23 protein-coding genes are annotated in these 20,011 nt (G+C 72.1%); 15 read left to right on the top strand and 8 right to left on the bottom strand.

Going from position 1 to position 20,011, the window contains the following annotated elements; all coding sequences use genetic code 11:
• The first annotated feature begins 180 nt into the window (after positions 1-180).
• On the top strand, positions 181-804 hold the full coding sequence (locus tag AB0M30_RS21630) for a DUF2306 domain-containing protein (protein WP_364586083.1): 624 nt from the start codon (positions 181-183) through the stop codon (positions 802-804).
• Here the strand turns inward: AB0M30_RS21630 and AB0M30_RS21635 are convergent.
• Together AB0M30_RS21635 and AB0M30_RS21640 are read right to left on the bottom strand one after the other, a co-directional pair.
• Positions 752-1,915, bottom strand: a complete 1,164-nt coding sequence (locus AB0M30_RS21635; protein WP_364586085.1) for an acyl-CoA dehydrogenase family protein — start codon at positions 1,913-1,915, stop codon at positions 752-754. The two genes, AB0M30_RS21630 and AB0M30_RS21635, sit on opposite strands and share 53 nt — an antisense overlap.
• Complete coding sequence (locus AB0M30_RS21640; protein ID WP_364586087.1) at positions 1,912-4,254, bottom strand: bifunctional salicylyl-CoA 5-hydroxylase/oxidoreductase; 2,343 nt, start codon at positions 4,252-4,254, stop codon at positions 1,912-1,914. Before AB0M30_RS21640 ends, AB0M30_RS21635 begins: the two co-directional genes overlap by 4 nt.
• 67 nt (positions 4,255-4,321) lie before the next feature.
• On the opposite strand from AB0M30_RS21640, the gene AB0M30_RS21645 reads away from it, so the two are divergent.
• Positions 4,322-4,717, top strand: a complete 396-nt coding sequence (locus AB0M30_RS21645; RefSeq protein WP_364586090.1) for a RidA family protein — start codon at positions 4,322-4,324, stop codon at positions 4,715-4,717.
• 36 nt (positions 4,718-4,753) lie between these two features.
• Here AB0M30_RS21645 and AB0M30_RS21650 read toward each other — a convergent pair whose 3' ends face one another.
• The gene (locus tag AB0M30_RS21650) at positions 4,754-4,882 is read right to left on the bottom strand and encodes a hypothetical protein (protein WP_364586093.1); all 129 of its coding nucleotides are present in this window, start codon (positions 4,880-4,882) and stop codon (positions 4,754-4,756) included.
• An 82-nt stretch (positions 4,883-4,964) separates the two neighbouring features.
• Positions 4,965-5,819, bottom strand: a complete 855-nt coding sequence (locus tag AB0M30_RS21655; RefSeq protein WP_103336776.1) for a PaaX family transcriptional regulator C-terminal domain-containing protein — start codon at positions 5,817-5,819, stop codon at positions 4,965-4,967.
• Between the two features lie 52 nt (positions 5,820-5,871).
• Here AB0M30_RS21655 and AB0M30_RS21660 point away from each other — a divergent pair, with 52 nt between their 5' ends.
• The 3 genes from AB0M30_RS21660 to AB0M30_RS21670 all read left to right on the top strand — a co-directional run bounded on the left by AB0M30_RS21660 (position 5,872) and on the right by AB0M30_RS21670 (position 7,808).
• A complete protein-coding gene (locus AB0M30_RS21660; RefSeq protein WP_364586096.1) occupies positions 5,872-6,549 on the top strand; it encodes a GNAT family protein in 678 nt (225 codons plus the stop codon).
• A 182-nt stretch (positions 6,550-6,731) separates the two neighbouring features.
• Complete coding sequence (locus tag AB0M30_RS21665) at positions 6,732-7,391, top strand: hypothetical protein (protein ID WP_364586561.1); 660 nt, start codon at positions 6,732-6,734, stop codon at positions 7,389-7,391.
• 57 nt (positions 7,392-7,448) lie between these two features.
• A complete protein-coding gene (locus tag AB0M30_RS21670) occupies positions 7,449-7,808 on the top strand; it encodes a PLDc N-terminal domain-containing protein (RefSeq protein ID WP_103336778.1) in 360 nt (119 codons plus the stop codon).
• Between the two features lie 3 nt (positions 7,809-7,811).
• Here AB0M30_RS21670 and AB0M30_RS21675 read toward each other — a convergent pair whose 3' ends face one another.
• On the bottom strand, positions 7,812-8,276 hold the full coding sequence (locus tag AB0M30_RS21675; RefSeq protein ID WP_364586099.1) for a MarR family winged helix-turn-helix transcriptional regulator: 465 nt from the start codon (positions 8,274-8,276) through the stop codon (positions 7,812-7,814).
• A 99-nt stretch (positions 8,277-8,375) separates the two neighbouring features.
• Between AB0M30_RS21675 and AB0M30_RS21680 the strand changes: the two genes are divergently transcribed.
• Positions 8,376-8,798: a nitroreductase family deazaflavin-dependent oxidoreductase gene (locus AB0M30_RS21680; protein WP_364586102.1), complete on the top strand. Its 423-nt coding sequence runs from the start codon at positions 8,376-8,378 to the stop codon at positions 8,796-8,798.
• On the opposite strand, the gene AB0M30_RS21685 is transcribed toward AB0M30_RS21680, so the two are convergent.
• Entirely contained in the window at positions 8,795-9,955 is a 1,161-nt protein-coding gene (locus tag AB0M30_RS21685) for an acyltransferase (protein WP_364586563.1), read from the bottom strand. The genes AB0M30_RS21680 and AB0M30_RS21685 overlap by 4 nt on opposite strands.
• An 86-nt stretch (positions 9,956-10,041) precedes the next feature.
• Complete coding sequence (locus AB0M30_RS21690) at positions 10,042-11,334, bottom strand: FAD-binding oxidoreductase (protein ID WP_364586105.1); 1,293 nt, start codon at positions 11,332-11,334, stop codon at positions 10,042-10,044.
• A gap of 90 nt (positions 11,335-11,424) precedes the next feature.
• Here AB0M30_RS21690 and AB0M30_RS21695 point away from each other — a divergent pair, with 90 nt between their 5' ends.
• From AB0M30_RS21695 to AB0M30_RS21705, 3 genes are read left to right on the top strand one after another with little or no spacing between them, the layout of a single operon-like run.
• Positions 11,425-12,309 carry a LysR substrate-binding domain-containing protein gene (locus AB0M30_RS21695; protein ID WP_364586108.1) on the top strand — a complete coding sequence of 295 codons (885 nt, stop codon included), beginning with the start codon at positions 11,425-11,427 and terminating at the stop codon, positions 12,307-12,309.
• A 46-nt stretch (positions 12,310-12,355) separates the two neighbouring features.
• Positions 12,356-13,159 carry an oxygenase MpaB family protein gene (locus tag AB0M30_RS21700; RefSeq protein WP_364586111.1) on the top strand — a complete coding sequence of 268 codons (804 nt, stop codon included), beginning with the start codon at positions 12,356-12,358 and terminating at the stop codon, positions 13,157-13,159.
• A gap of 31 nt (positions 13,160-13,190) precedes the next feature.
• Complete coding sequence (locus AB0M30_RS21705; RefSeq protein WP_364586114.1) at positions 13,191-14,150, top strand: ATP-dependent DNA ligase; 960 nt, start codon at positions 13,191-13,193, stop codon at positions 14,148-14,150.
• 78 nt (positions 14,151-14,228) lie between these two features.
• On the opposite strand, the gene AB0M30_RS21710 is transcribed toward AB0M30_RS21705, so the two are convergent.
• Complete coding sequence (locus tag AB0M30_RS21710; protein WP_364586116.1) at positions 14,229-14,984, bottom strand: CDP-alcohol phosphatidyltransferase family protein; 756 nt, start codon at positions 14,982-14,984, stop codon at positions 14,229-14,231.
• A gap of 67 nt (positions 14,985-15,051) precedes the next feature.
• On the opposite strand from AB0M30_RS21710, the gene AB0M30_RS21715 reads away from it, so the two are divergent.
• From AB0M30_RS21715 to ribA, 6 genes are read left to right on the top strand one after another with little or no spacing between them, the layout of a single operon-like run.
• On the top strand, positions 15,052-16,014 hold the full coding sequence (locus AB0M30_RS21715; protein ID WP_364586119.1) for a zinc-binding alcohol dehydrogenase: 963 nt from the start codon (positions 15,052-15,054) through the stop codon (positions 16,012-16,014).
• 31 nt (positions 16,015-16,045) lie between these two features.
• Entirely contained in the window at positions 16,046-16,444 is a 399-nt protein-coding gene (locus tag AB0M30_RS21720; RefSeq protein ID WP_360163587.1) for a 6-carboxytetrahydropterin synthase, read from the top strand.
• Positions 16,441-17,508 carry a glycosyltransferase family 4 protein gene (locus AB0M30_RS21725; protein WP_364586122.1) on the top strand — a complete coding sequence of 356 codons (1,068 nt, stop codon included), beginning with the start codon at positions 16,441-16,443 and terminating at the stop codon, positions 17,506-17,508. The genes AB0M30_RS21720 and AB0M30_RS21725 overlap by 4 nt, the downstream gene beginning before the upstream one ends.
• On the top strand, positions 17,505-18,338 hold the full coding sequence (locus AB0M30_RS21730; RefSeq protein WP_364586125.1) for a class I SAM-dependent methyltransferase: 834 nt from the start codon (positions 17,505-17,507) through the stop codon (positions 18,336-18,338). The genes AB0M30_RS21725 and AB0M30_RS21730 overlap by 4 nt, the downstream gene beginning before the upstream one ends.
• Positions 18,335-19,354, top strand: coding sequence for a lysylphosphatidylglycerol synthase transmembrane domain-containing protein (locus tag AB0M30_RS21735; protein ID WP_364586128.1), 1,020 nt, complete (start codon positions 18,335-18,337; stop codon positions 19,352-19,354). The genes AB0M30_RS21730 and AB0M30_RS21735 overlap by 4 nt, the downstream gene beginning before the upstream one ends.
• On the top strand, positions 19,351-20,004 hold the full coding sequence (ribA, locus tag AB0M30_RS21740; RefSeq protein WP_364586131.1) for a GTP cyclohydrolase II: 654 nt from the start codon (positions 19,351-19,353) through the stop codon (positions 20,002-20,004). Before AB0M30_RS21735 ends, ribA begins: the two co-directional genes overlap by 4 nt.
• Positions 20,005-20,011 lie beyond the last annotated feature (7 nt).

Here is a 20,011-nt window from a genome sequence, read left to right on the forward strand (position 1 = left end):
TCGGCGGTAGGGCCGGCCCCACCAGGGTGGCGGTGGTGTACCCCATGGCTCGGCTCCGGGTAGTTCCCTAGCGTCGGCCGGGCGAAATCCCGACCGGCGACTGGGGGAGCCATGACCGTCCGAACGGAGAACAGACCCTTACCGGCCGAGGTGGCACCGCGGTGGTGGCGACGACCCTGGGTGGCGCCGCTCGCCCTGGTCGTCGCCGTTTTCCTCGCCTACTCGGTGCCGCCCTACCTCACCCTCGATCCCGCGCGGTCACGCGTTCCCGCGCCGCCCGGGTTCGCCGCGCACTACTGGCTGCTCCTCGCGCACATCACCTTCGGGACCATCGCCATCTTCGGCGTCATCCTGCAGATTTGGCCGTGGCTGCGCCGAAAACACCCGATCGCGCACCGGCGGATCGGGCGCGTCTACGTCTTCGGTGGTGCGCTGCCGGCCGCGGTGGTGGCCGCGACGATCGGTGCCGTGAGCCCGTTCGGCCCGGTTGTCGGGACGCTCGACGTCGTCGCCGCGCTGCTGTGGCTCGGCTTCACGATCGCCGGGTGGCGGGCGATCCGGCAGCGCCGGTACGCCGACCACCGGAAGTGGATGATCCGCAGCTTCGCGATGACCATGAGCACCTTGACGAGCCGTGCCCTCTCGCCGATCGCGTTCCTGCTCGTCATGCCGCGGGTCGATGACAAGAACGAGCTGATCCTGACCGCGGGGACACTCTCCGCCGTGCTGAGCATCCTGTCGTTGCTGCTGCTCAGCCAGTGGTGGCTCGACCGGAAGCCGAAGAAGCCAGCCAGCGCGCGATGATCGTCCGCTGGATCTCCGACGCGCCTTCGTAGATGCGGGGCGCCCGTACCTCCCGGTACAGGTGCTCCAGCAGGTGCCCGCGCCGCAACGCGCGGGCGCCGTGGAGCTGGACCGCCGAGTCGACGACGAACTGCGCCGCCTCGGTGGCGAACAGCTTCGCCATCGCCGCGCGGCCGCCGAGGTTCGGCTCGACCGCGTCGTACGCCCCCGCCGCCGCGTAGACCAGCAGCCGGGCCGCTTCCGTGCGGGTGGCCATCTCGGCGAGGGCGTGCGCCACCGCCTGCTGCTTGATCAACGGCCCGCCGAAGGCCTCGCGCGAGCTCGTGTGGGACACCGTGGCGTCCAGCGCCGCCTGGGCCATGCCGACGGCGAACGCGCCGACGCTCGGGCGGAACAGGTCCAGCGTCCGCATCGCGACGGCGAAGCCGCGGTTCTCCTCGCCGAGCAGTTCGTCGCGCCGGACCTCGACGCCGTCGAACGTCACCGTGCCGATCGGGTGCGGGCTGACCAGGTCCAGGTGCTCGCCGCCCAGGCCCGGGCGGTCGGCGGGGACGACGAACGCGCTCACCCCGCGCGAGCCCGAGTCCGGTGTCGTGCGGGCGAACACCGCGTAGAAGTCGGCCTCCGGTGCGTTGGAGATCCACATCTTCTCGCCCGTGAGGCGCCAGCCGTCGCCGTCGGCCTCCGCCGCCAGGGACAGCGCCGCCGCGTCCGAGCCCGCGTCCGGCTCGGTCAGCGCGAACGCCGCCACCGCGTCGCCGGCCGCCACCGCGGGCAGCCACTTCGCGACCTGTTCGTCCTTTCCGGACTGCAGGATCGGGTAGCTTCCCAGTCCTTGCAACGCCAGCGCGGTCTCGGCTTCCGTGCTGACCGTGGCGAGGTTTTCGCGCAGGATGCACAGGTCCGTCGCGGCCGCCTGCCTCGACGGCGTGCCCGACGCGACGCCGGGGAAGAGCCGCGCGAGCAGGCCGAGCGCGCCCATGGCCTTGAGCAGCGGCCGGTTGACCGCACCCTCCACACCGGACTCGGCGATCGGCCGCAGCTGCTCCTCGGCCAGCTGCCGCACTTCGGCGGCGAACGCCTGCTGGGAGGGGTTCAGGGCGAAGGTCATGAGGACGCTCCCGGTCGCCAGCGGGCGTGGGCGGTGCCGGCCAGACCGGACCGGACGAGGTCGAGCCGCGGCTCCGGCCCGTCGGAGCGGCCCGTCTGCGGCTTTCGGCTGCCCGCGGCGAACGGCTTCGGCCACGGCATCGGATAACCCTGGTCGGCCGCCGCGTGCAACGTCCATTGTGGATCGTAGAGGTGCGTCCGGCCCAGTGCGCAGAGGTCCGCGCGGCCGGCCAGGATCAGCGAATTGACGTCGTCGTAGGACGAAATGGCTCCGACGGCGATCACCGCGATCCCGTACTCCTCGCCGATTTCGTTGCGGATCCGGTCGGCGTAGGGGGTCTGGTAGCTGCGCCCGTACTGCGGGCGTTCCTCGCTGACGACCTGCCCGGTCGAGACGTCGATGCCCGCGGCGCCGTGAGCGGCGAACGCGCGCGCGATCTCGACGGCGTCGTCGGCGTCGATGCCACCCTCGCACCAGTCGGTCGCCGAGATCCGGACGGTCATCGGCCGCTCCGCGGGCCACGCGGCGCGGACCGCGTCGAAGACTTCCAGCGGGAAGCGCAGCCGGCTTTCCAACGAGCCGCCGTAGGCATCCGTGCGCTGGTTGGTCAGCGGCGACAGGAACGACGACAGCAGGTAGCCGTGCGCGCAGTGCAGTTCCAGGACGTCGAACCCGGCGCGGGCGGCGGCTTCCGCGCAGGCGACGAACTGCGACCGGATCTCGGCAAGGTCCGTTGTGGACAGTTCACGCGGGACTTGGTTGCGTTCGGAGTACGGCAATGGCGAAGGGGCGCAGACTTCCCAGTTGCCGGCCGGGAGCGGCTCGTCGATGCCGTCCCACATGAGCTTCGTCGAGCCCTTGCGCCCCGAGTGTCCCAATTGGACGCCGATCCGGGCCGGTGTCTGCTCGTGTACGAAGTCGACGATCCGCTTCCACGCCGCTTCCTGTTCCGGCGTGTACAGCCCGCCGCAGCCGGGCGTGATCCGGCCTTCGGGGGAGACGCAGACCATCTCGGTCATCACCAGCCCGGCCCCGCCGAGGGCCTTGCTGCCCAGGTGCACCAGGTGGAAGTCGCCCGGCACGCCGTCTTCCGCCGAATACATGTCCATCGGGGACACGATGATCCGGTTCGGCAGTTCCAGACCACCCAAAGAGAACGGCTGGAACATCGGCGGCCGCGACGTCGTCCCGAGCGAGCGCGCGAACCAGTGGTCGAGCTCGGCCGCGAACTCGGGGTCGCGCAGGCGGAGGTTGTCGTAGGTGACGCGGCGGCTGCGGGTGAGGATGTTGAACGCGAACTGCGGCGGTTCCTGGTGGGCGTACTGCGCGATGTTCTCGAACCACTCCAGGCTGGCCTGCGCGGCACGCTGCGTCGAGGTGACGACCGGCCGCCGTTCCAGCTCGTACGCCTTGAGCGCTTCCGCGACGCCGTCGTTTTCGTGCAGGCACGCGGCCAGCGCGAGTGCGTCCTCCATGGCCAGCTTCGTGCCGGAGCCGATCGAGAAGTGCGCGGTGTGCGCGGCGTCGCCGAGGAGGACGACGTTCTCGTGCACCCAGGTCTCGCAGCGGACCGTGCCGAACGAGACCCACTTCGAGTTGTTCGCCATCACCTGGTGGCCGTCGAGGACGTCGGCGCACAGCTCGCGGATCAGCGCGATCGACTTCTCGTCGCTCTCGCCGGGCTTCAGCGACGTCGCCGCGATCGGCCCGAACGTCCGCTGCCAGACGTCGTCGGAGACCTCGAGGATGAACGTGCTGCCGTCGCGGCCGTACGGGTAGCCGTGGATCTGCATGATCCCGGCCAGCGTCTCGAGGACGTAGAACTTGAAGGCGTCGAACACCAGGTCCGTGCCCAGCCAGATGTACCGGCACCGACGCGTCTCGACGCTCGGCCGGAAGGACTCGGCGTACCGGGCGCGCATCGCCGAGTTGACGCCGTCGGCGGCGATGACCAGGTCGTAGCCCGAAAGGTCGGCCGGTGCCTCCTCCCGGAAGTGCAGCCCGACGCCGAGTTCTCCGCAGCGGCTCTGGAGGATGCCGAGCAGGCGCTTGCGGCTCATCGCGGCGAAGCCGTGGCCGCCCGAGGTGGTGACCGTGCCGCGGTAGTGCACGTCGATGTCGTCCCAGCGGGCGAATTCGGCCGTCATCGCCTCGTGCACCGCCGCATCGGCGTGCTCGATGCCGCCGAGCGTCTCGTCGGAGAAGACGACGCCGAAGCCGAAGGTGTCGTCCGGCGCGTTGCGCTCCCAGACGGTGATTTCGTGGCCGGGACCGAGCTGTTTCGCGAGCGCGGCGAAGTACAGACCCGCCGGGCCGCCACCGATGACCGCGATTCGCACGCCGTCCAGGGTATGTCGTGACGACTACGACCGTCAATAACGCGAAAGATGGCGTACGGTGTCCCGCATGGAACGCATCAACCCGCCGGAGCTGGGCAAGCCGTCCGGGTTCTCGCACGCGGTGGTGGCCGAGGGGCGCGTCGTCTTCCTGGCCGGCCAGACCGCACTGGACGCGTCGAACAAGATCGTCGGCGACGGCGTCGTCGCGCAGTTCGAGCGCGCGCTCGCCAACCTCCTGGCGTCGCTGCGCGCGGCCGGCGGCTCCCCGGCCGACCTCTGCAGCGTGACGATCTACATCGTCGACATGGTGGATTACCGGGCCCACGCGCGCGAGATCGGCGCGGTCTGGCGGCGGCTCGCGGGCACGGAGTACCCGGCGATGGCGGGCATCGGCGTGTCCCGGCTGTGGGACGAGGAAGCGCTGATCGAGGTGCAGGGGTTCGCGGTGCTCAGCCGGAGTTGATCGCCTTCGCCGGATCCGGAGGGCGGGGAACGCGGGTCAGGTGCCCGCCATACCGGCCATGATCGAATCCAATGTCCTCGCCGCGTCGGCGCGGCTCTTGAGGTGGATTTCGCGGTCCTGGACCGTCGCGCAAAGGCGGTTGATCACGTGCTGCAGGGTGAGCATCGCCGCGACCCCGAGAACGCGGGGCAGCCGCCGCTATGCGGTCGAGGATCCAAATTGCCGATGGCCGCCGATCGAGGCCGTTTCACCCGAAGTTGATCGCCTTCGCCACGAACGCCCGGGCCGGCGTCTCCAGCTTCGCGTGCAGCTCGAAGAACAGCTCGGCCGCCCGGATCCCGGACCACCCGGCGGGCAGGAACTCCGCGGGCAGGCCAGGGTCGAGGTAGGGCATCCGCCGCCAGCCGGTCAGGACGCGGACGTAGTCGCCGAATGCCTCTTCGCTCGCCGCGGGGGTGCGGCGCTGCCAGCGGCGCAGCGCCGGGCCGTGCTCGTCGAGGAATGTCGTGTACAGCTCGTCCAGGCGGTCGAGGTCCCACCAGTCACGGACCTTCGCCGCGACGTCACCGAAGGCCAGGTGCTCGGCGCGGAACAGGTCGGCGTACCCGGCCAGGCCGAGCCGGGTGAGCGCTTCCTCGGTCGCCGCGTGGAGGTGGGCCGGGGCGATCCAGACGCCGGAGGCCGCGGTGCCGAAGCCCATCCGGGCGAGCTGGGTGCGCAGGAGGTGGCGCTTGTGGCGCTCGGTCTCGGGCACCGAAAACACCGCGAGCAGCCAGCCGTCGGCCGCGGTCGCGCGCCCGCGGCGGAAGATCCGCTCGTCGCCCTCGCGCAGGATCTCCCGGGCTTCGTCGGACAGTTCGTACCCCGCCGTCGCGTCGCGCCGGACCGCTTCGAGGATGCCGCGGCGCTTCAGCCGGGAGATCGACGAGCGCACCGCGGGCTCGTCGACGCCGACGGCGGCGAGCAGGTCGATCAGCGAGGCGACCGAGAGCCACCCGCCTTCGGTGCGCGAATAGAGGCCGTACACCGTCACGATGAGCTGGCGAGGCTGGGCGGACCGGCCGGAGCCGTCCAGTTCGGTTGCCTCGGGTACGGCCGTCATCGCGCCACGATAGCAACTCCCACCCGGATCGCTCCGCTACGATTTCGCCGCGATGCTGCCAGCCACCAAGGGGATCTTCGACCGGCTCACCCGCCGCGGCCGCCTGATGTCCAAGCGGACCTGCGACCGGCAGGGCCACGTGCTGCGCAGCGGGCGCTTCCTCTTCCGCACCCCGACCGCGTGGGAGTACGCCGCCGCCGTGGCCGGGGGCAGTGATCCGGGCGCGCAGCGGTGGCTCGGCTGGCAGCGCGACTCGATCGTCGCCGAACCGCTGCGCGCGGACGCGCTGCGGGTCGTGCCCGGCACCGGCCCGGACTGGACGTCACCCGATCCGCAGTCCGTCGACCTGGTGATGATCGACGTCGAGGCCAACCGCTGCATCGGCCTGGTGAGCGTGCACACCGGCGAGGACGGCGGCCCGGAGACCGGCGGCTACCTCGCCCCGGGCTACCGCGGCCGCGGCCACGGACGGGTGCTCTTCGCGGCCGGGCTGACGCTGGCGCACGAGCACCTCGGCCTGGCGCGGGTGCGGGCCGGCGCGGAAGTCGGCAACGTCGCCAGCGCGCGGTCGCTGCAGGCCGCCGGGCTCGGCCGGGTGGCCGGGCCGCCGACGTACCGGCTGCCGGATGGCCGGATCACCGAGGCGTGGTGGTTCCAGCACGACGTCCCACGCCCGACGCGCTGCGGGGGGCCGCAGGCCACCTGGTTCCCGGTGTCGTCGGTGCTCTGACTTCTTTCGGGGGTTCCGGGTGGCGGAGCCCCCGGCCCGGGGCGGAGCCCCGGATGACACAGACTTCGGCCGTCGCCGACGCTTTCCGCGGCTAACTTCGCCGCATGACTTCGCTTTCCGCTCCGGTTCCGCCCGTGCCCCTCGACGTTCCGCCGGGGAGCGTCGCCTGGTTGCGCGCGTCCGTGGCCCGCTTCAGCAACGGTGCCGATCACGTCCGGCGGCGCGCGCTGGCCGTGGACGCGCTGGCCTCGGTCGACGCGGATTCCTTGCGGGAGAAGGCTTTTCTCCGCACGCAGGGGATCGTCTCCGGCCTGGACGTCGTCGACGTGATGGCCCAGATCGCGCGGCCGGTGCCGGTCGGGGTGCTCGCCGAGGCGCTGGGCCTGCCGGACGTCTCGGCCGACGTCGCCGGAGTCGCGGCGGCGTACCACCCGCACGTGGAGCCGGGCGAGGCCGCCGAAGCGGCGTTGACGCGGCTGGTCGCGGCCTGCGGTGGGCCGGCCGAACTCGCGGCGGCCCGGATCGGCCTGCTCGTCCAGGCCTGCGACGCCACGGCCGGCCTCATCGGCAACGGGCTTTTCGCGTCCCTGACCGGAAAACCCGCCGAGCAGCCGGTGCTCGCCACGCGCCGCCGGATCGGCGGCGCGGACGTCACGGTGTCCCTCGCCGGGACGCCGTTCGGGGCCGGGCCGCGCGCGTGCCCGGGGTCGCGGCACGCCCTCGCGCTCTCGGCCGGCGTTCTCGAGGCGTTGCGCGGCTTTCGCCTGACAGAAGGGGAAACGAGCTGGGTTTCGTCGCCGAATCTCCGGATGCCGTCGGTGCTCTGGGTGACCCGCGGCTGACCAGTCAAGGCGTTCTGCTAAGACTTACCGCGTTCATCCTTGGGGGAAGGCGGGGAATTGCTGTACTTCGACGGCCTGCTCGGCATCGTCACGTTCGGGTTGTGGATCTTCTGCTTGGTCGACGTGATCACGACGGACGAATCGTCCTGCCGCAACCTGCCCAAGGGACTGTGGTTGCTGCTCGTGCTGGTGGTGCCGCTGGTCGGCTCGATCATCTGGCTGGTCGCGGGCCGTCCGGAGCACGTGGCGCGGGCGCGCGGCCGGTACGAGCGGCACGCGCCGGCGTTCCCGGAGTACGACCGGCCGGGCCGGTTCGCGGCGACGAGCCCGGAGGACGACGAGGAATTCCTCCGCAAGTGCCGGGAACGCGCGGAAGCCCAGCGCAAGCTGGCCCGCGAAAAGCGCGGCGACGAATAACCGCTAGCAGGCGGGACCTTCGCAGGTGCCGCGTTCGTAGGCTTCCAGCGTCGCGATCACCAGCTGCCGCTCGGCGGGCGTCAACGGCGTCAGGGCGTCGCTCCAGGCCTTCGCGCCGCGGGCCAGCCAGGCGTCGACCGCCGGGCGCTTGTCCGGGGTGATGCTGACGATCGTGCGGCGGCGATCGGCGGGGTCCTCGTCGCGGTTCAGCACGCCCTGGCGGCTGAGGTCGCCGACCATCAGGCTCGCCGTCGTCGGCGCCACCTGGAGGCGGGTGGCCAGCTCGGTGACCGTCATCGGGCCGTCGAAGAGCAGGTACGACAGCAGCGAGAGGTGCCTCGGCGCGAGCGCGCAGCCGTCCAGCTCCGCCGGCACCGGGGTGCGCTTCGCCCGGCCGACCAGTCGTGGCATGAGCAGCAGGAGCTGCCGCACGCCGTCCTCGACACTCGGTCCGCCCTCCGTTGACACCACTCACCTCCCGTCGGTAGCTTTGTTTGCAAAGCAAACACTTAGCTCGAGCGTACCTCGCGCCCGCCCGAGCCTACCGGCCAGAAACAAGGGGATCGCATGACCGCGCCAGCCGACATGAACGACTTCAACAAGCAGGTCGTCGAGGAATTCCGGGCCAACGAGGGCAAGGTCGGCAACTACTTCGAGGGCAAGAACGTGCTCCTGCTCACCACCACCGGAGCGAAGAGCGGGGCGGAGCGCCTGTCCCCGCTCGTCTACACCACGGACGGCGACCGCTACGTGATCGCCGCGTCGATGGGTGGCGCGCCGAAGAACCCGGCCTGGTACCACAACCTGGTCGCCAACCCGAAGGTCACGGTCGAGGTCGGCACCGAGAAGTTCGAGGCCACGGCCACGGTGATCGCCGACCGCGCCGAGCGCGACCGCCTGTACGCGGGCATGGTGGCGCACGCCGAGGGCTTCGCGGAGTACGAGACGAAGACCGAGCGCATCATCCCGATCGTGGTGCTGGAGCGCTAGGAAGCCACCGGCGCTGGCTCGGCGCGCGTCTCGGCGGGACGTTCCGCTTCCCGCCGTTCCGCGCGCCGGGCTTCCTTGCGGGTGATGAGCTGCTTGCCGACGTCGATCAACGGCTTCTCGACCCAGCGGTGGATCAGGTCGGCGATCGCCAGGCCGACCAGGAACACCGTCAGCCCCGAGACCGTCCGGTGCTCGGCGAGCCCGGGCACCGCCTGCACGACGACGAAGTGCACCGGCCCCTGCAGCAGGTACAGCGAGTACGACCGCTCGCCCACGAACCGCATCGGGGCCGTGCTGAGCAGCCACCGCAGGGGGCCCGGGCTCACCAGCACGATCAGCAGCAGCATCGTCAGCGCCGCGTACGCGACCAGCAGCCACAGGTTGTTGCGGGTCTCGTGCCAGAGGTCGTCGAAGTTCGTGTGCAGCAGCGCGAACGCCACGACGATCGGGATCGCCGCCAGCGGGTGCGTCAGCGGCTTCAGCAGCGCGTACCCGCGGCGGTAGTGCAGCAGGATCGCCAGCAGGCAGCCGCCCGCCAGGATGAAGTAGTGGATCGTCGAGCGGTAGATCGCCGTCTGCGAGTACTCGAGGACCCAGCCGCCGGTGGTCAGCGGGACCAGCGCCAGCAGCGCGACCATCGCCGCGCCGACGAGCAGGAACTTGCGCTTCGCCGCGCCGATCCCGATCGCGACCAGCAGGAACGGCCAGACGAGGTAGAACTTCTCCTCGATCCCGAGCGTCCACGAGCCGCTGAAGAAGTTGTCCGCGCCGTGGGTGGCCGCCGGCAGGAACTCGTTGAGGAACGTCAGGTAGTACTTCAGCGCCTGCGGGAAGTCGCGTGAATAGAACTCGCCGCGCAGGACGACGAACGCGACGATCCCGCCGAGGATCACCAGATACGGCGGCAGGATCCGGAACACGCGCCGGATGTAGAAGTTCGACAGCGAGATCCGGCCGGTGCGGTCCTGCTCGCGCAGCAGCAGCGTCGTGATCAGGAACCCGGACAGCACGAAGAAGAGGTAGACGCCGACCCAGCCCGAAAGCCACGTCCAGTTCGGGCCGCCGAAGTGGAAGAAGATGACCATCGTCGCGGCGAGCGCGCGCAGGCCGTCGAGCCCCGGGAACCGCCGCATGCCGAGGTAGTCCTCGTGGCTCATGGTGCGCAAGACGTCCCCTATCGATGCGGTGGCCGGCCGAGTATATGGCTACGATTTGCGCTCCTTTTCCCCGGCCGGTTCGCGTATCACCAAGCCTTGAAGACGTTCCCGGCGTCGTACCGGGACCGCAGCTCCCGGAGCCGCCGCAGGTCGGCGGGCGGAAAAACGCTCTCCGCGAGCTCCTCCGGCGCGTGCTCGCCGTAGATGAACGGCAGCAGCCGGCCGGTCGTCCACGGCGTCAGCGCGTCGAACAGCTTCGCGTGCGCGCTCCGGATGGCCGCGACACCGTCGTCGCCGACCATCGACAGCGCCCGGACGACGAACTCGGCCGAGCGGTCCCAGCCCACGCCCGGCGTCTCCGGCGTCCGGGCGAGCGCGCCGCCCAGCCGGTCGATGATGAGCACCGGCGGTGCGGCCGCGCCCGGGCCGGCGTGCTCGACGATCGCGTCGAGCATGGCGTCGTTCAGCTGGGAGACGGTCGCGTTGGTGCCGTGGTAGCCGTGCGGCTGCCGCGGCTCGGCCGCGATCGAGCCCGACTCGGTGAACGGCATCGGCCGCAGCGTGTCCGCCAGCGCGGGGGCGACCGCGCGCAGCGGTGCGACGAGGTTGTCGCCGTCCTCGCCGAGGTAGGCGATCCGGACCTGGGCGATGTGCCGGCCGCGCACGGGCTCGGGCACCATCGGCAGGTCGGGGTACTGGATCACGGCCAGCGACGTCGTCAGCGTGTCCGGCGCGGCCGCCGACCACGTCCGCCACGCCCGCAGCACGGCCGGCACGTCGGCGCTGTCGAAGGTGAGGCTGCCGCCGTAGAGGTCACTGACCGGCAGGAGGTCGAACTCCATCGCCGTGACGACGCCGAAGCCGGCGCGGCCGCCGCGCAGGGCCCAGAACAGGTCCGAGCCGGGCTCGGCACGCCGGAGCTCGCCGTCGGCGGTCACGACGTCGAGGGCGCGGACGTGGTCGGCGGCGCGGCCGTACCGGCGGGCCAGCAGCCCGAAGCCGCCGCTGAGCGTGTAGCCGACGACGCCGACGTCCGGGGACGAGCCGCTGAGCGGCGCCAGGCCGTGCCGGCCGGCGGCTTCGATCACCGCCTCCCACCGGACACCGGCTTCGACGCGGGCGGTGCGGGCGGCGGCGTCGATCGCCACGCCGGTCATCCGCCGGGTGCTGATCAAGACGCCGTCGGTCCCCGCCGTCAGGCCGTGCCCGGTCGCCTGGACGGCGACGGGCAGCCGGTGCTCGGCCGCGTACCGCACGGCGGCGGCGACGTCCGCGGCGCTTTCGGCGGCGACGACGGCCGCGGGTGAGGTGGGCACCGCCGTCTGGAATCCGGCGATCTCTTCGGGGTAACCGGCTTGACCGGGGTGGAGGAGGTTCATCTCGGGTCCTTTCGTTCGCTGCCTCCAGCTTCGGCCGGTCTCGATCAGAAGTCCAAGATCTGGTTTGTCTGCTGACTAGAATCAGTGCTTATGGAACTGCATCAACTCGCCTACTTCGTCGCCGTCGCGGAGGAAGGCAACTTCACGCGCGCGGCCGAGCGGCTGCACGTGGCCCAGCCCGGGGTGAGTGCGCAGGTCAAACGCCTGGAGCGGGAACTCGGGCAGGAACTGCTGGACCGCTCCGGCCGGACGGTCCGGCTCACCGACGTCGGCGCCGCGGCCCTGCCCCACGCCCGGGCCGCGCTCGCGGCGGTGCAGGGCGTGCGCGAGGCCGTCGACGAGCTGGCCGGGCTGGTCCGCGGGCAGGTGGCGATCGGCATGGTGACCTCGGTGGGCCCGGTCGGGCTGCCCGACCTGCTGGCCGGCTTCCACGACCGGTACCCGGCGGTCGAAATCACGCTCTCGGAGGCCGACTCCGACACCATGCTCGCCGCGCTGCGCGAAGGACGGCTCGACCTCGCCGTCGTCGGCATCTCGACGGCCCCGCCGCCCGGCATCGCGACGCAGGTGCTGCTCGAGGAGCCGTTCCTGGCTGTCACCGCTCCGTCCGGTCTGCTGGCCGGGCGGGACGAGGTCGAGATCCCCGACCTCGACGGCCTGCCGCTGATGGCCCTGCCGAAGGGGACGGGCTTGCGCACGGCGTTGGACGCGGCTTTCGCGCGGGTGGGGCTGACCCCGCGGATCGCGTTCGAGGCGGCCGACCCGAACGTCCTGGTGCAGCTGGCGATGCGGGGTCTCGGGGTGGCGATCGTGCCGGAGTCGCTGGCCCGGTACCACCAGGCGGAGCTGGCCGTCGTCGGGCTCCGCGGGCCAGGACTGCGGGGGATGCTGGCGCTGGCGTGGCGGACGGAGGGGCCGTTGAGCCCGGCCGCGCGGGCGTTGATCGCGTTCGCCCGGGCGGCTTACCGCTCTTGACGTGTGGTCAACAACGGCGTTCCCTGGAGGCCGAGGAGGTGCGCCGATGACCGAATCCGCCCTGCGCGACGCCGTCGTGGGCGCCGGGCTGCTGGCCGGCAGCGCGAACGTGATCATGCAGCTGTCCCGCGCGCCCGTCGGGCACGGCGTCCTCGAGAGCCGCGTCGACAGCGGCAACCTCTTCCGCCACCCGGTGAAGCGGACCCGGACCACGCTGACCTACCTCGCGGTCGCGACGATGGGCACCGACGCCGAGCGCGCGGCCTTCCGGAAGGGCGTCAACCGGGCCCACGCCCAGGTGCACTCGACCGCGTCGAGCCCGGTCGCCTACGACGCCTTCGACACCGACCTCCAGCTGTGGGTCGCGGCCTGCCTGTACAAGGGCATCGAAGACGTCCTCCTCGCCTTCGCCGGTGGTGAGCCGGAGCGGTTCTACGCCGACGCCGCCGCCCTCGGCACCACGCTGCAGGTGCCTCCCGAGCGGTGGCCCGGCGACCGGGCCGCCTTCGAGGAGTACTGGGCAGGCGGGCTGGCCGAGGTGACCATCGACGACACCGTCCGCCGCTACCTCACCCGGATCGTCGACCTGGAGTTCCTCCCGCCGGTCGTCGCCCTGCCCGGACGGCGGTTCCACCGGTTCGTCACCACCGGGTTCCTCCCGCAGCGCTTCCGCGACGAAATGCGGCTGCCCTGGACCGCCGCCGACCAGCGCCGCTTCGAGGCGCTCCTCGCCGCGCTCGGCCTGGTCGTCCGGGTCCTGCCCGGCCCGCTGCGGCGGTTCCCGTTCAACGTCTGCCTCGCCGATCTCCGGTGGCGGTTGCGCACCGGACGTCCGCTCGTAGGGAGTTGACCGCCTCGCGCGGGGACGCGAAGGTGGGCCGATGAGCGGCGATGAGGAGCGGCACGGCGTCAAGCTGAGCAGTCTCGACCAGGAGGTCTTCCCCGACGCGGGGGTGACCAAGCGCGAGCTGCTCGACTACTTCGAAGCGGTGTCCGGCCGGATGCTGCCGGAGCTGCACGACCGGCTGCTGAGCGTGGTGCGGGTGCTGCGCGGCCAGGGGCCGTTCATGCAGAAGAACCTGCCGAAGTACACGCCGGAGTGGGTGGAGCGCCGGGCGCTGTGGGCCGATCGCTCGCGGCGCGAAGTCACCTACGCGCTCTGCAACGACCTGCGCACGCTGCTGTGGTTCGGCAACCAGCGCGCGATCGAGTACCACACGTCGCTGTTCCGCGGCGAGCCCGCGAGCGGGCCGACGCACCTGATCCTCGACCTCGACCCGCCTCCGGACGCCCCGTTCTCGCTGGCCGTCGGCGCGGCGAAGCTGGTGCGGCAGGCATTGCGCGACGACGGCCTCGACGGCGCGGTGAAGACCAGCGGCTCCAAGGGCGTCCACGTCTTCGTGCCGCTCGCGCCGGGCCAGCCGACCGAGGACATCGCGGCGGCGACCCGCGCGGTGGCGGCCCGCGCCGAGCGGATCGACCCGGCGCTGGGCACGACGGAGTTCGTGGTCGAGCGCCGCGAAGGCAAGGTGTTCCTCGATTCGACCCGGGCCGGCGGCGCGACGGTCGTCTCGGTCTACAGCCCCCGCCACCGCCCGGGCGCGCCGGTGTCGTTCCCGGTCCGCTGGGCCGACGTCGACAACGTCAAGCCGGCCGACTTCACCGTGCACACGATCCCGGACCTGCTGGACGACGGTGACCCGTGGACCGAAGAGATGCCCGAGCCGTTCAGGCTGCCCGCGGACCTGGTCGAGGAGGGCCACACGATCCCGATCGCCCGGGTGGTCGCGATGCACGAGGGCAAGCGCCGCGCCCGCGCGGCCCGCGAATCGAGCGAATAGGCCTGACCCGATGCCGCGAATGACTCATTCGGGACCTCGGAGGTCCCCAATGAGTCATTCGCGGCATCCGGGAGGGGGTCAGGCGGCCTGGTTGTGGCCGTAGCCGAGGGGGCGGCGCAGGGACGCGCGGGTGATCGCGACGATCCGGGCCGGCTGGTGCGCGACGCGGTGGCGGGCCAGCCAGACGACGTCGCGTCCGAACGACCAGGCCAGCGAGGCCAAGGCGACCGCGACCAAGAGCAACGTCACCGACGACGGCAGCAGCTCCGAGACCGCCACCACCAGGACGATCCCCTGCACGGCCGCGACCGTCTTGCGGGCCATGCTCGGGTACAGCGGTGCGGTCAGCCAGGGCATGGTCCACGAGGCGGCGACGAACACGTACCGCATCAGGCCGATCGCCAGCACCCACAGCCCGAGCGTGCGGGACACCTGGATGCACAGCAACAAGATCAGGAACGCGTCGACCTCCATGTCGAAGCGCGCGCCGAACTCCGATGACGTGCCGGTGCGGCGGGCCACCTGGCCGTCGAGGCCGTCCAGGAGGAGCGCCACGCCGACCAGCCCGACCAGCCACCAGAGGGAAAAATCACCCTCGGCGATGAGCGCCGCGGCGCAGCCGACCAAGACCGCGCGGGCGAAGGTGATCCAGTCCGCCGGTCCGAAGGCGCCGCGGCCGCTGCGGCGCAGCCCCCACTCGGTGAGCAGCACCAGCGCGAGCACGTAGACGACGCCGGTCGCCCAGGCGAGCGGGGTGAAACCGCTCGTGACGACCCCCGCGGCGAACACCGGCGCCGGCACCGCCGCGCGCAGGAGAAGGTCCTGTTTGATCATCGTCGACTCCGCGAATTGCTCATAGGGTGGCGACACCAGCCTCCGGTCGCCCGCTGAGGAGAAACACGTGGAACAGGCTTTCTGGGTTCAAAGTCCCGGCTCGGGACAGCTGCGCGAGGAGCGGCTGCCCGCGCCCGGACCGGACGACGTGCTCGTCCGCACGCTGTGCTCCGGGGTGAGCCGCGGCACCGAAACCCTCGTCTTCCGCGGTGGCGTCCCGGCGAGCCAGCACGACGTCATGCGCGCGCCCTTCCAGGAGGGCGAGTTCCCCGGCCCGGTGAAGTACGGCTATCTCAACGTCGGCGTCGTCGAACAAGGCCCGGCGCACCTCGAGGGCAAGACGGTCTTCTGCCTCTACCCGCACCAGACCGCGTACGTCGTCCCGGCGGCCGCGGTGACACCGGTGCCGGACGCCGTCCCGCCCGGCCGGGCGATCCTCGCCGGCACGGTCGAGACGGCGGTGAACGCCGTGTGGGACGCGCGCCCGCGGCTCGGCGACCGGATCGCCGTCATCGGCGCCGGGATGGTCGGCTGCAGCGTCGCGAAGCTCCTCACCGGCTTCCCGGCCGCGCGGGTGCAGCTGATCGACGTCGACCCGGCCAAAGCGGACATCGCCGCCGCGCTCGGGGTCGAGTTCTCGACGCCGGACGAGGCGCTCGGCGACTGCGACCTCGTCGTGCACGCCAGCGCGTCCGAGGCGGGCCTCACCAAAGCCTTGGAGCTGCTCGCGCCGGGAGGGGAGGTCGTCGAGCTGTCCTGGTACGGCGACCGCCGGGTCAGCGTCCCGCTCGGGGAGAACTTCCACTCGCGACGCCTGGTGATCCGCAGCAGCCAGGTCGGGACGGTCGCGCGACCCGACCGCAGCTACGCCCAGCGCCTCGGCGTCGCCCTGGATCTGCTGGCCGATCCGGCGTTCGAAGCGCTGGTCAGCGGCGAGTGCATGTTTAACGATCTTCCGTCCGTGCTACCCCGGCTGGTCGCGAATGAACTTTCCGCCCTGTGCCTCCGTGTCATGTATCAGCCGCAGTGACCACGTCCACCCGAACGCATCGGAGGTCTTGGTGTTCAGCATCACCGTCCGTGACCACGTGATGGTCGCCCACAGCTTCCGCGGGGAAGTCTTCGGTCCCGCGCAACGCCTGCACGGGGCGACTTTCGTGGTGGATGCGACGTTCCGCCGGGCCGAGCTCGACGAGGACAACATCGTCGTCGACATCGGCAAGGCCACGGAGGAACTCGGGGCGGTGCTGAGCGACCTGAACTACCGCAACCTCGACGACGAGCCGGAGTTCAAGGGCATCAACACCTCGACCGAGTACCTCGCGAAGGTCGTCGCCGACCGCCTGGCCGACGCCGTCCACGCCGGACGCCTCGGCGAAGGCGCGCGCGGCCTCGACGGGATCACCGTCTCGCTGCACGAATCACACCTCGCCTGGGCGAGTTACGAGCGTGCCCTGTGAATTCCCTTTACGTGATCCTCCCGGGGGACGTCGACGACTCGACCGTCCCCAGTGGCGGCAACACCTACGACCGCCGGATGTGCGACCGGCTCACCGCCGCCGGCTTCGACGTGCACGAGATCGCCGTCTCGGGCAGCTGGCCGCGGCCGGACACCGAGGCCCGCGCGGTCCTCGGCCACCTGCTCTCCGCACTCCCCACCGGCTCGGCCGTGCTGCTCGACGGCCTGGTGGCCTGCGGCGTGCCCGAGGTCGTCGTCCCGCAGGCGCGCCGGCTGTCGGTGTCGGTGCTGGTGCACCTGCCGCTGGCCGACGAGACGGGCCTGCCGCCCGCCCTCGCCGCCGAGCTCGACGCGCTGGAGCGCGAGACGCTGCGGGCCGTCGGCTCGGTCGTCGCGACCAGCGAGTGGGCCGCGCGCCGCCTGATCGGCCACCACGGGCTGGCCCCGCACCGCGTGCACTCGGTGACGCCGGGCGTCGACCCGGCGCCGCTCGCCGTCGGCACCGACGGCGTGTCCCGCCTGGTCTGCGTGGCCAACGTGACCCCGCGCAAGGGTCAGGGCGTGCTCGCCCAGGCCCTCGAAACCGTCGCCGACCTGCGCTGGACCTGCGAATGCGTCGGCGGGATCCGCCGCGAGACCAAGTACGTCGAGCGGCTGCGCGAGCACCGGCTCGGCGCCCGCTTCACGCTCACCGGCCCGCGCACCGGCGCCGCGCTCGAGGCCACCTACCACACCGCCGACCTGCTCGTGCTGCCCTCGCGCGCCGAGACCTTCGGCATGGTCGTCACCGAGGCCCTGGCCCGCGGCGTGCCGGTGCTGACCACCGACGTCGACGCGCTGCCCGACACCGTCGGCGTCGCGCCGGACGGCTCGGTGCCCGGGATGCTCGTCCCCGGCGACGACGTCGAGGCACTCGGCGCCGCCCTGCGCCGCTGGCTCACCGAGCCCGCGCTGCGGACCCGGCTGCGCGCGTCGGCGAAGCTGCGCCGCGAGACCCTCACCGGCTGGGACCACACCGCCCGCCGGATCGCCGAGATCCTGCACCGGCAGGAGGCGGCGGCATGACCGCGTTCGCACCCGACTGGCTCTACCTGCGCGAACCCGCCGACGCCGCGGCCCGCGCCACCGAGCTCCTCGACCCGCTCCGCGCGTTCCTCCCGGCCGGCGAGGAGCTCGTCGTCCGCGACCTCGGCTGCGGCACCGGCTCGCTCGGCCGCTGGCTGGCCGCCCGCCTGCCCGGCCGCCAGCACTGGATCCTGCACGACCATGACACCGACCTGCTGGCCCACGCCCAGGCGAGCCTCCCGGGCACCGCGCTCGACGGCAGCCCGGTCGACGCCGTCGCCGAGCAGCGCGACATCACCGCGCTGCGGGCCGCCGACCTCGCCGGGACGTCGCTCGTCACCGCGTCCGCCCTGCTCGACCTGCTGACCAGGGACGAAGTCACGACTCTGGCCACCGCGGTCGTCGAAGCGGGCTGCGCGGCGCTGCTGATGCTGTCGGTCACCGGCCAGGTGGAGCTCTCGCCCGCCGACCCGCTCGACCCCGCGATGGCCACGGCGTTCAACGCCCACCAGCGCCGGGTCACCGAAGACGGCCGCCGGCTGCTCGGCCCGAACGCCGTGGACGTCGCCGCGACCGCGTTCGGCAGGCTCGGCGCGACGGTCGTCCGCGCGGACAGCGCCTGGCGGCTCGGCCCGGACCAGGCCGAACTGCAGCGGCAGTGGCTCGAAGGCTGGGTCGGCGCCGCCGTCGAGCAGCTGCCGGAGCTGCGCCCGGTCGCCGACGTCTACCTGCAGCGGCGGCTGGAGATGGCCCAGGCCGGCGAGCTGCACGCGGTGATCCACCACGGTGACCTGCTGGTCCTGCCGCCGACCGGGGAGGTGGCGGCGTGAAGCGCGCACTGGCCTGGCTGCGGATCCTCGGCGCCGTCGGCATCCTCGCCGTCCTCGTCTGGCAGCTCGGCAGCGCCGCCTTCCTCGACGGGCTCAGCCGGATAAGCGTCCCCGGCGTGCTGGCCGCCCTCGTCATCGGTTTCGCGACGACGCTGTTCAGCGCGGGCCGCTGGCAGATCGTCGCCACCCGGCTCGGCCTGCGGCTTTCGCTGCGCACCGCCGTCGCCGACTACTACCGCGCGCTGTTCTTCAACGGCGTGCTGCCCGCGGGCGTCCTCGGCGACGTCCACCGCGCGGTCCAGCACGGCCGCGACAGCGGGGACGTGCCGCGCGGCGTGCGAGCCGTCGTCCTGGAACGCACCGCGGGCCAGGTCGTGCTGATCGCGTCCGCGGTCACCGTCGTGCTCGCGTCGCCGGACGTCGTGCCCGGCGCGTTCCGCGAGGTCGTCGTGGTGGCCGGGGTGGTCGTCGTGCTGGCCGCCGTCGCCGCGCTGGTCGTCGGCCGCCTGCTGGGCGGCCGCTGGATCCACAGCCCCTCGAAGTGGCGCCGCGGCTTCGCCGCCACCCTCGCCGACGTCCGGCTCGGCCTGCTGACCCGCGAGACGTGGCCCAGCGTGGGCTTCCTGTCCGTCGCGACCTTGGCCGGGCACCTGGCGCTGTTCGTCGTCGCCGCCCGGGTCGCCGGGGTCGGCGCGCCGGTGTGGCAGCTCGTGCCCCTGATGGTCCTCGCGCTGCTCGCGATGGGCCTCCCGCTCAACGTCGGTGGCTTCGGCCCGCGCGAGGGCGTCTGCGCCCTGCTCTTCGGCGCGGCCGGTCTGGGAGCCGCCCAAGGTGTCACCGTCGCCGTGGTCTACGGCGTGCTCACGCTCGTCGCGAGCCTGCCCGGCGCCGGTGTCCTGTTCGTCCGGAGTGTCGCCGGGTTCCGCGAGACCCGCGCTCCGCACACCGGTGTCGTGCCCGCTCCGCGCACGGCGGCCGACACCGGGATCGAATCGGAAGTGGGGTTGAAGTCATGACCGCAAGTGACGTCATCGGGGATCTGCCGCGCCGGGCGGTGGTCGAGCGGGTCGTCGAGACCCGGCTGCCGACCCGGCACGGGACGTTCCGCGCGTTCGGGTACCTCGACCGCACCGGCACCGAGCAGGTCGCCCTGGTCCACGGCGACGTCGCCCCGCTGGGCGCACTGGTCCGGGTGCACAGCGAGTGCCTGACCGGCGACGTCTTCGGCTCGACGCACTGCGAGTGCGGCGACCAGCTGGCGGTGGCGCTGGACCGGATCGTCGAGGAGGGCTCGGGCGTGCTCGTCTACGTCCAGGGCCACGAGGGCCGCGGGATCGGCCTGCTGGCGAAGCTGGAGGCGATGCGGCTGCAGCAGGACGAGGGCCTCGACACGGTCGACGCGAACGTGGCGCAGGGCCTGCCGGTCGACGCCCGCGACTACCACGCGGCGGCGGGCATCCTGACCGACCTCGGCATCCGCTCGGTGCGGCTGCTGTCGAACAACCCGGCGAAGGTCGAACAGCTCACGCGTTACGGAATCCGGATCAGCGAGCAGGTTCCGCTGCTGGTTCCGCCGAATCCGGAGAACCTGCGGTACCTGCGGACGAAGGCCGAGCGGATGGCCCACCTGCTGCCGCACCTGGGCCAGGCCTTCGCCGGCTCGTGAGTGGTAA

The sequence above is a fragment of the Amycolatopsis sp. NPDC051716 genome, assembly GCF_040681595.1.
GTDB lineage: Bacteria > Actinomycetota > Actinomycetes > Mycobacteriales > Pseudonocardiaceae > Amycolatopsis.

What these genes read in the sequence shown, in the direction of transcription:
- AB0M30_RS21710 (WP_364586116.1), bottom strand. Translation starts at nt 14,984, where the DNA reads ATGATCAAACAGGACCTTCTCCTGCGCGCGGCGGTGCCGGCGCCGGTG.
- AB0M30_RS21635 (WP_364586085.1), bottom strand. Translation starts at nt 1,915, where the DNA reads ATGACCTTCGCCCTGAACCCCTCCCAGCAGGCGTTCGCCGCCGAAGTG.
- AB0M30_RS21690 (WP_364586105.1), bottom strand. Translation starts at nt 11,334, where the DNA reads ATGAACCTCCTCCACCCCGGTCAAGCCGGTTACCCCGAAGAGATCGCC.
- ribA (WP_364586131.1), top strand. Translation starts at nt 19,351, where the DNA reads ATGACCGCAAGTGACGTCATCGGGGATCTGCCGCGCCGGGCGGTGGTC.
- AB0M30_RS21685 (WP_364586563.1), bottom strand. Translation starts at nt 9,955, where the DNA reads ATGAGCCACGAGGACTACCTCGGCATGCGGCGGTTCCCGGGGCTCGAC.
- AB0M30_RS21705 (WP_364586114.1), top strand. Translation starts at nt 13,191, where the DNA reads ATGAGCGGCGATGAGGAGCGGCACGGCGTCAAGCTGAGCAGTCTCGAC.
- AB0M30_RS21660 (WP_364586096.1), top strand. Translation starts at nt 5,872, where the DNA reads ATGCTGCCAGCCACCAAGGGGATCTTCGACCGGCTCACCCGCCGCGGC.
- AB0M30_RS21655 (WP_103336776.1), bottom strand. Translation starts at nt 5,819, where the DNA reads ATGACGGCCGTACCCGAGGCAACCGAACTGGACGGCTCCGGCCGGTCC.
- AB0M30_RS21730 (WP_364586125.1), top strand. Translation starts at nt 17,505, where the DNA reads ATGACCGCGTTCGCACCCGACTGGCTCTACCTGCGCGAACCCGCCGAC.
- AB0M30_RS21680 (WP_364586102.1), top strand. Translation starts at nt 8,376, where the DNA reads ATGACCGCGCCAGCCGACATGAACGACTTCAACAAGCAGGTCGTCGAG.
- AB0M30_RS21650 (WP_364586093.1), bottom strand. Translation starts at nt 4,882, where the DNA reads ATGCTCACCCTGCAGCACGTGATCAACCGCCTTTGCGCGACGGTCCAG.
- AB0M30_RS21700 (WP_364586111.1), top strand. Translation starts at nt 12,356, where the DNA reads ATGACCGAATCCGCCCTGCGCGACGCCGTCGTGGGCGCCGGGCTGCTG.
- AB0M30_RS21645 (WP_364586090.1), top strand. Translation starts at nt 4,322, where the DNA reads ATGGAACGCATCAACCCGCCGGAGCTGGGCAAGCCGTCCGGGTTCTCG.
- AB0M30_RS21695 (WP_364586108.1), top strand. Translation starts at nt 11,425, where the DNA reads ATGGAACTGCATCAACTCGCCTACTTCGTCGCCGTCGCGGAGGAAGGC.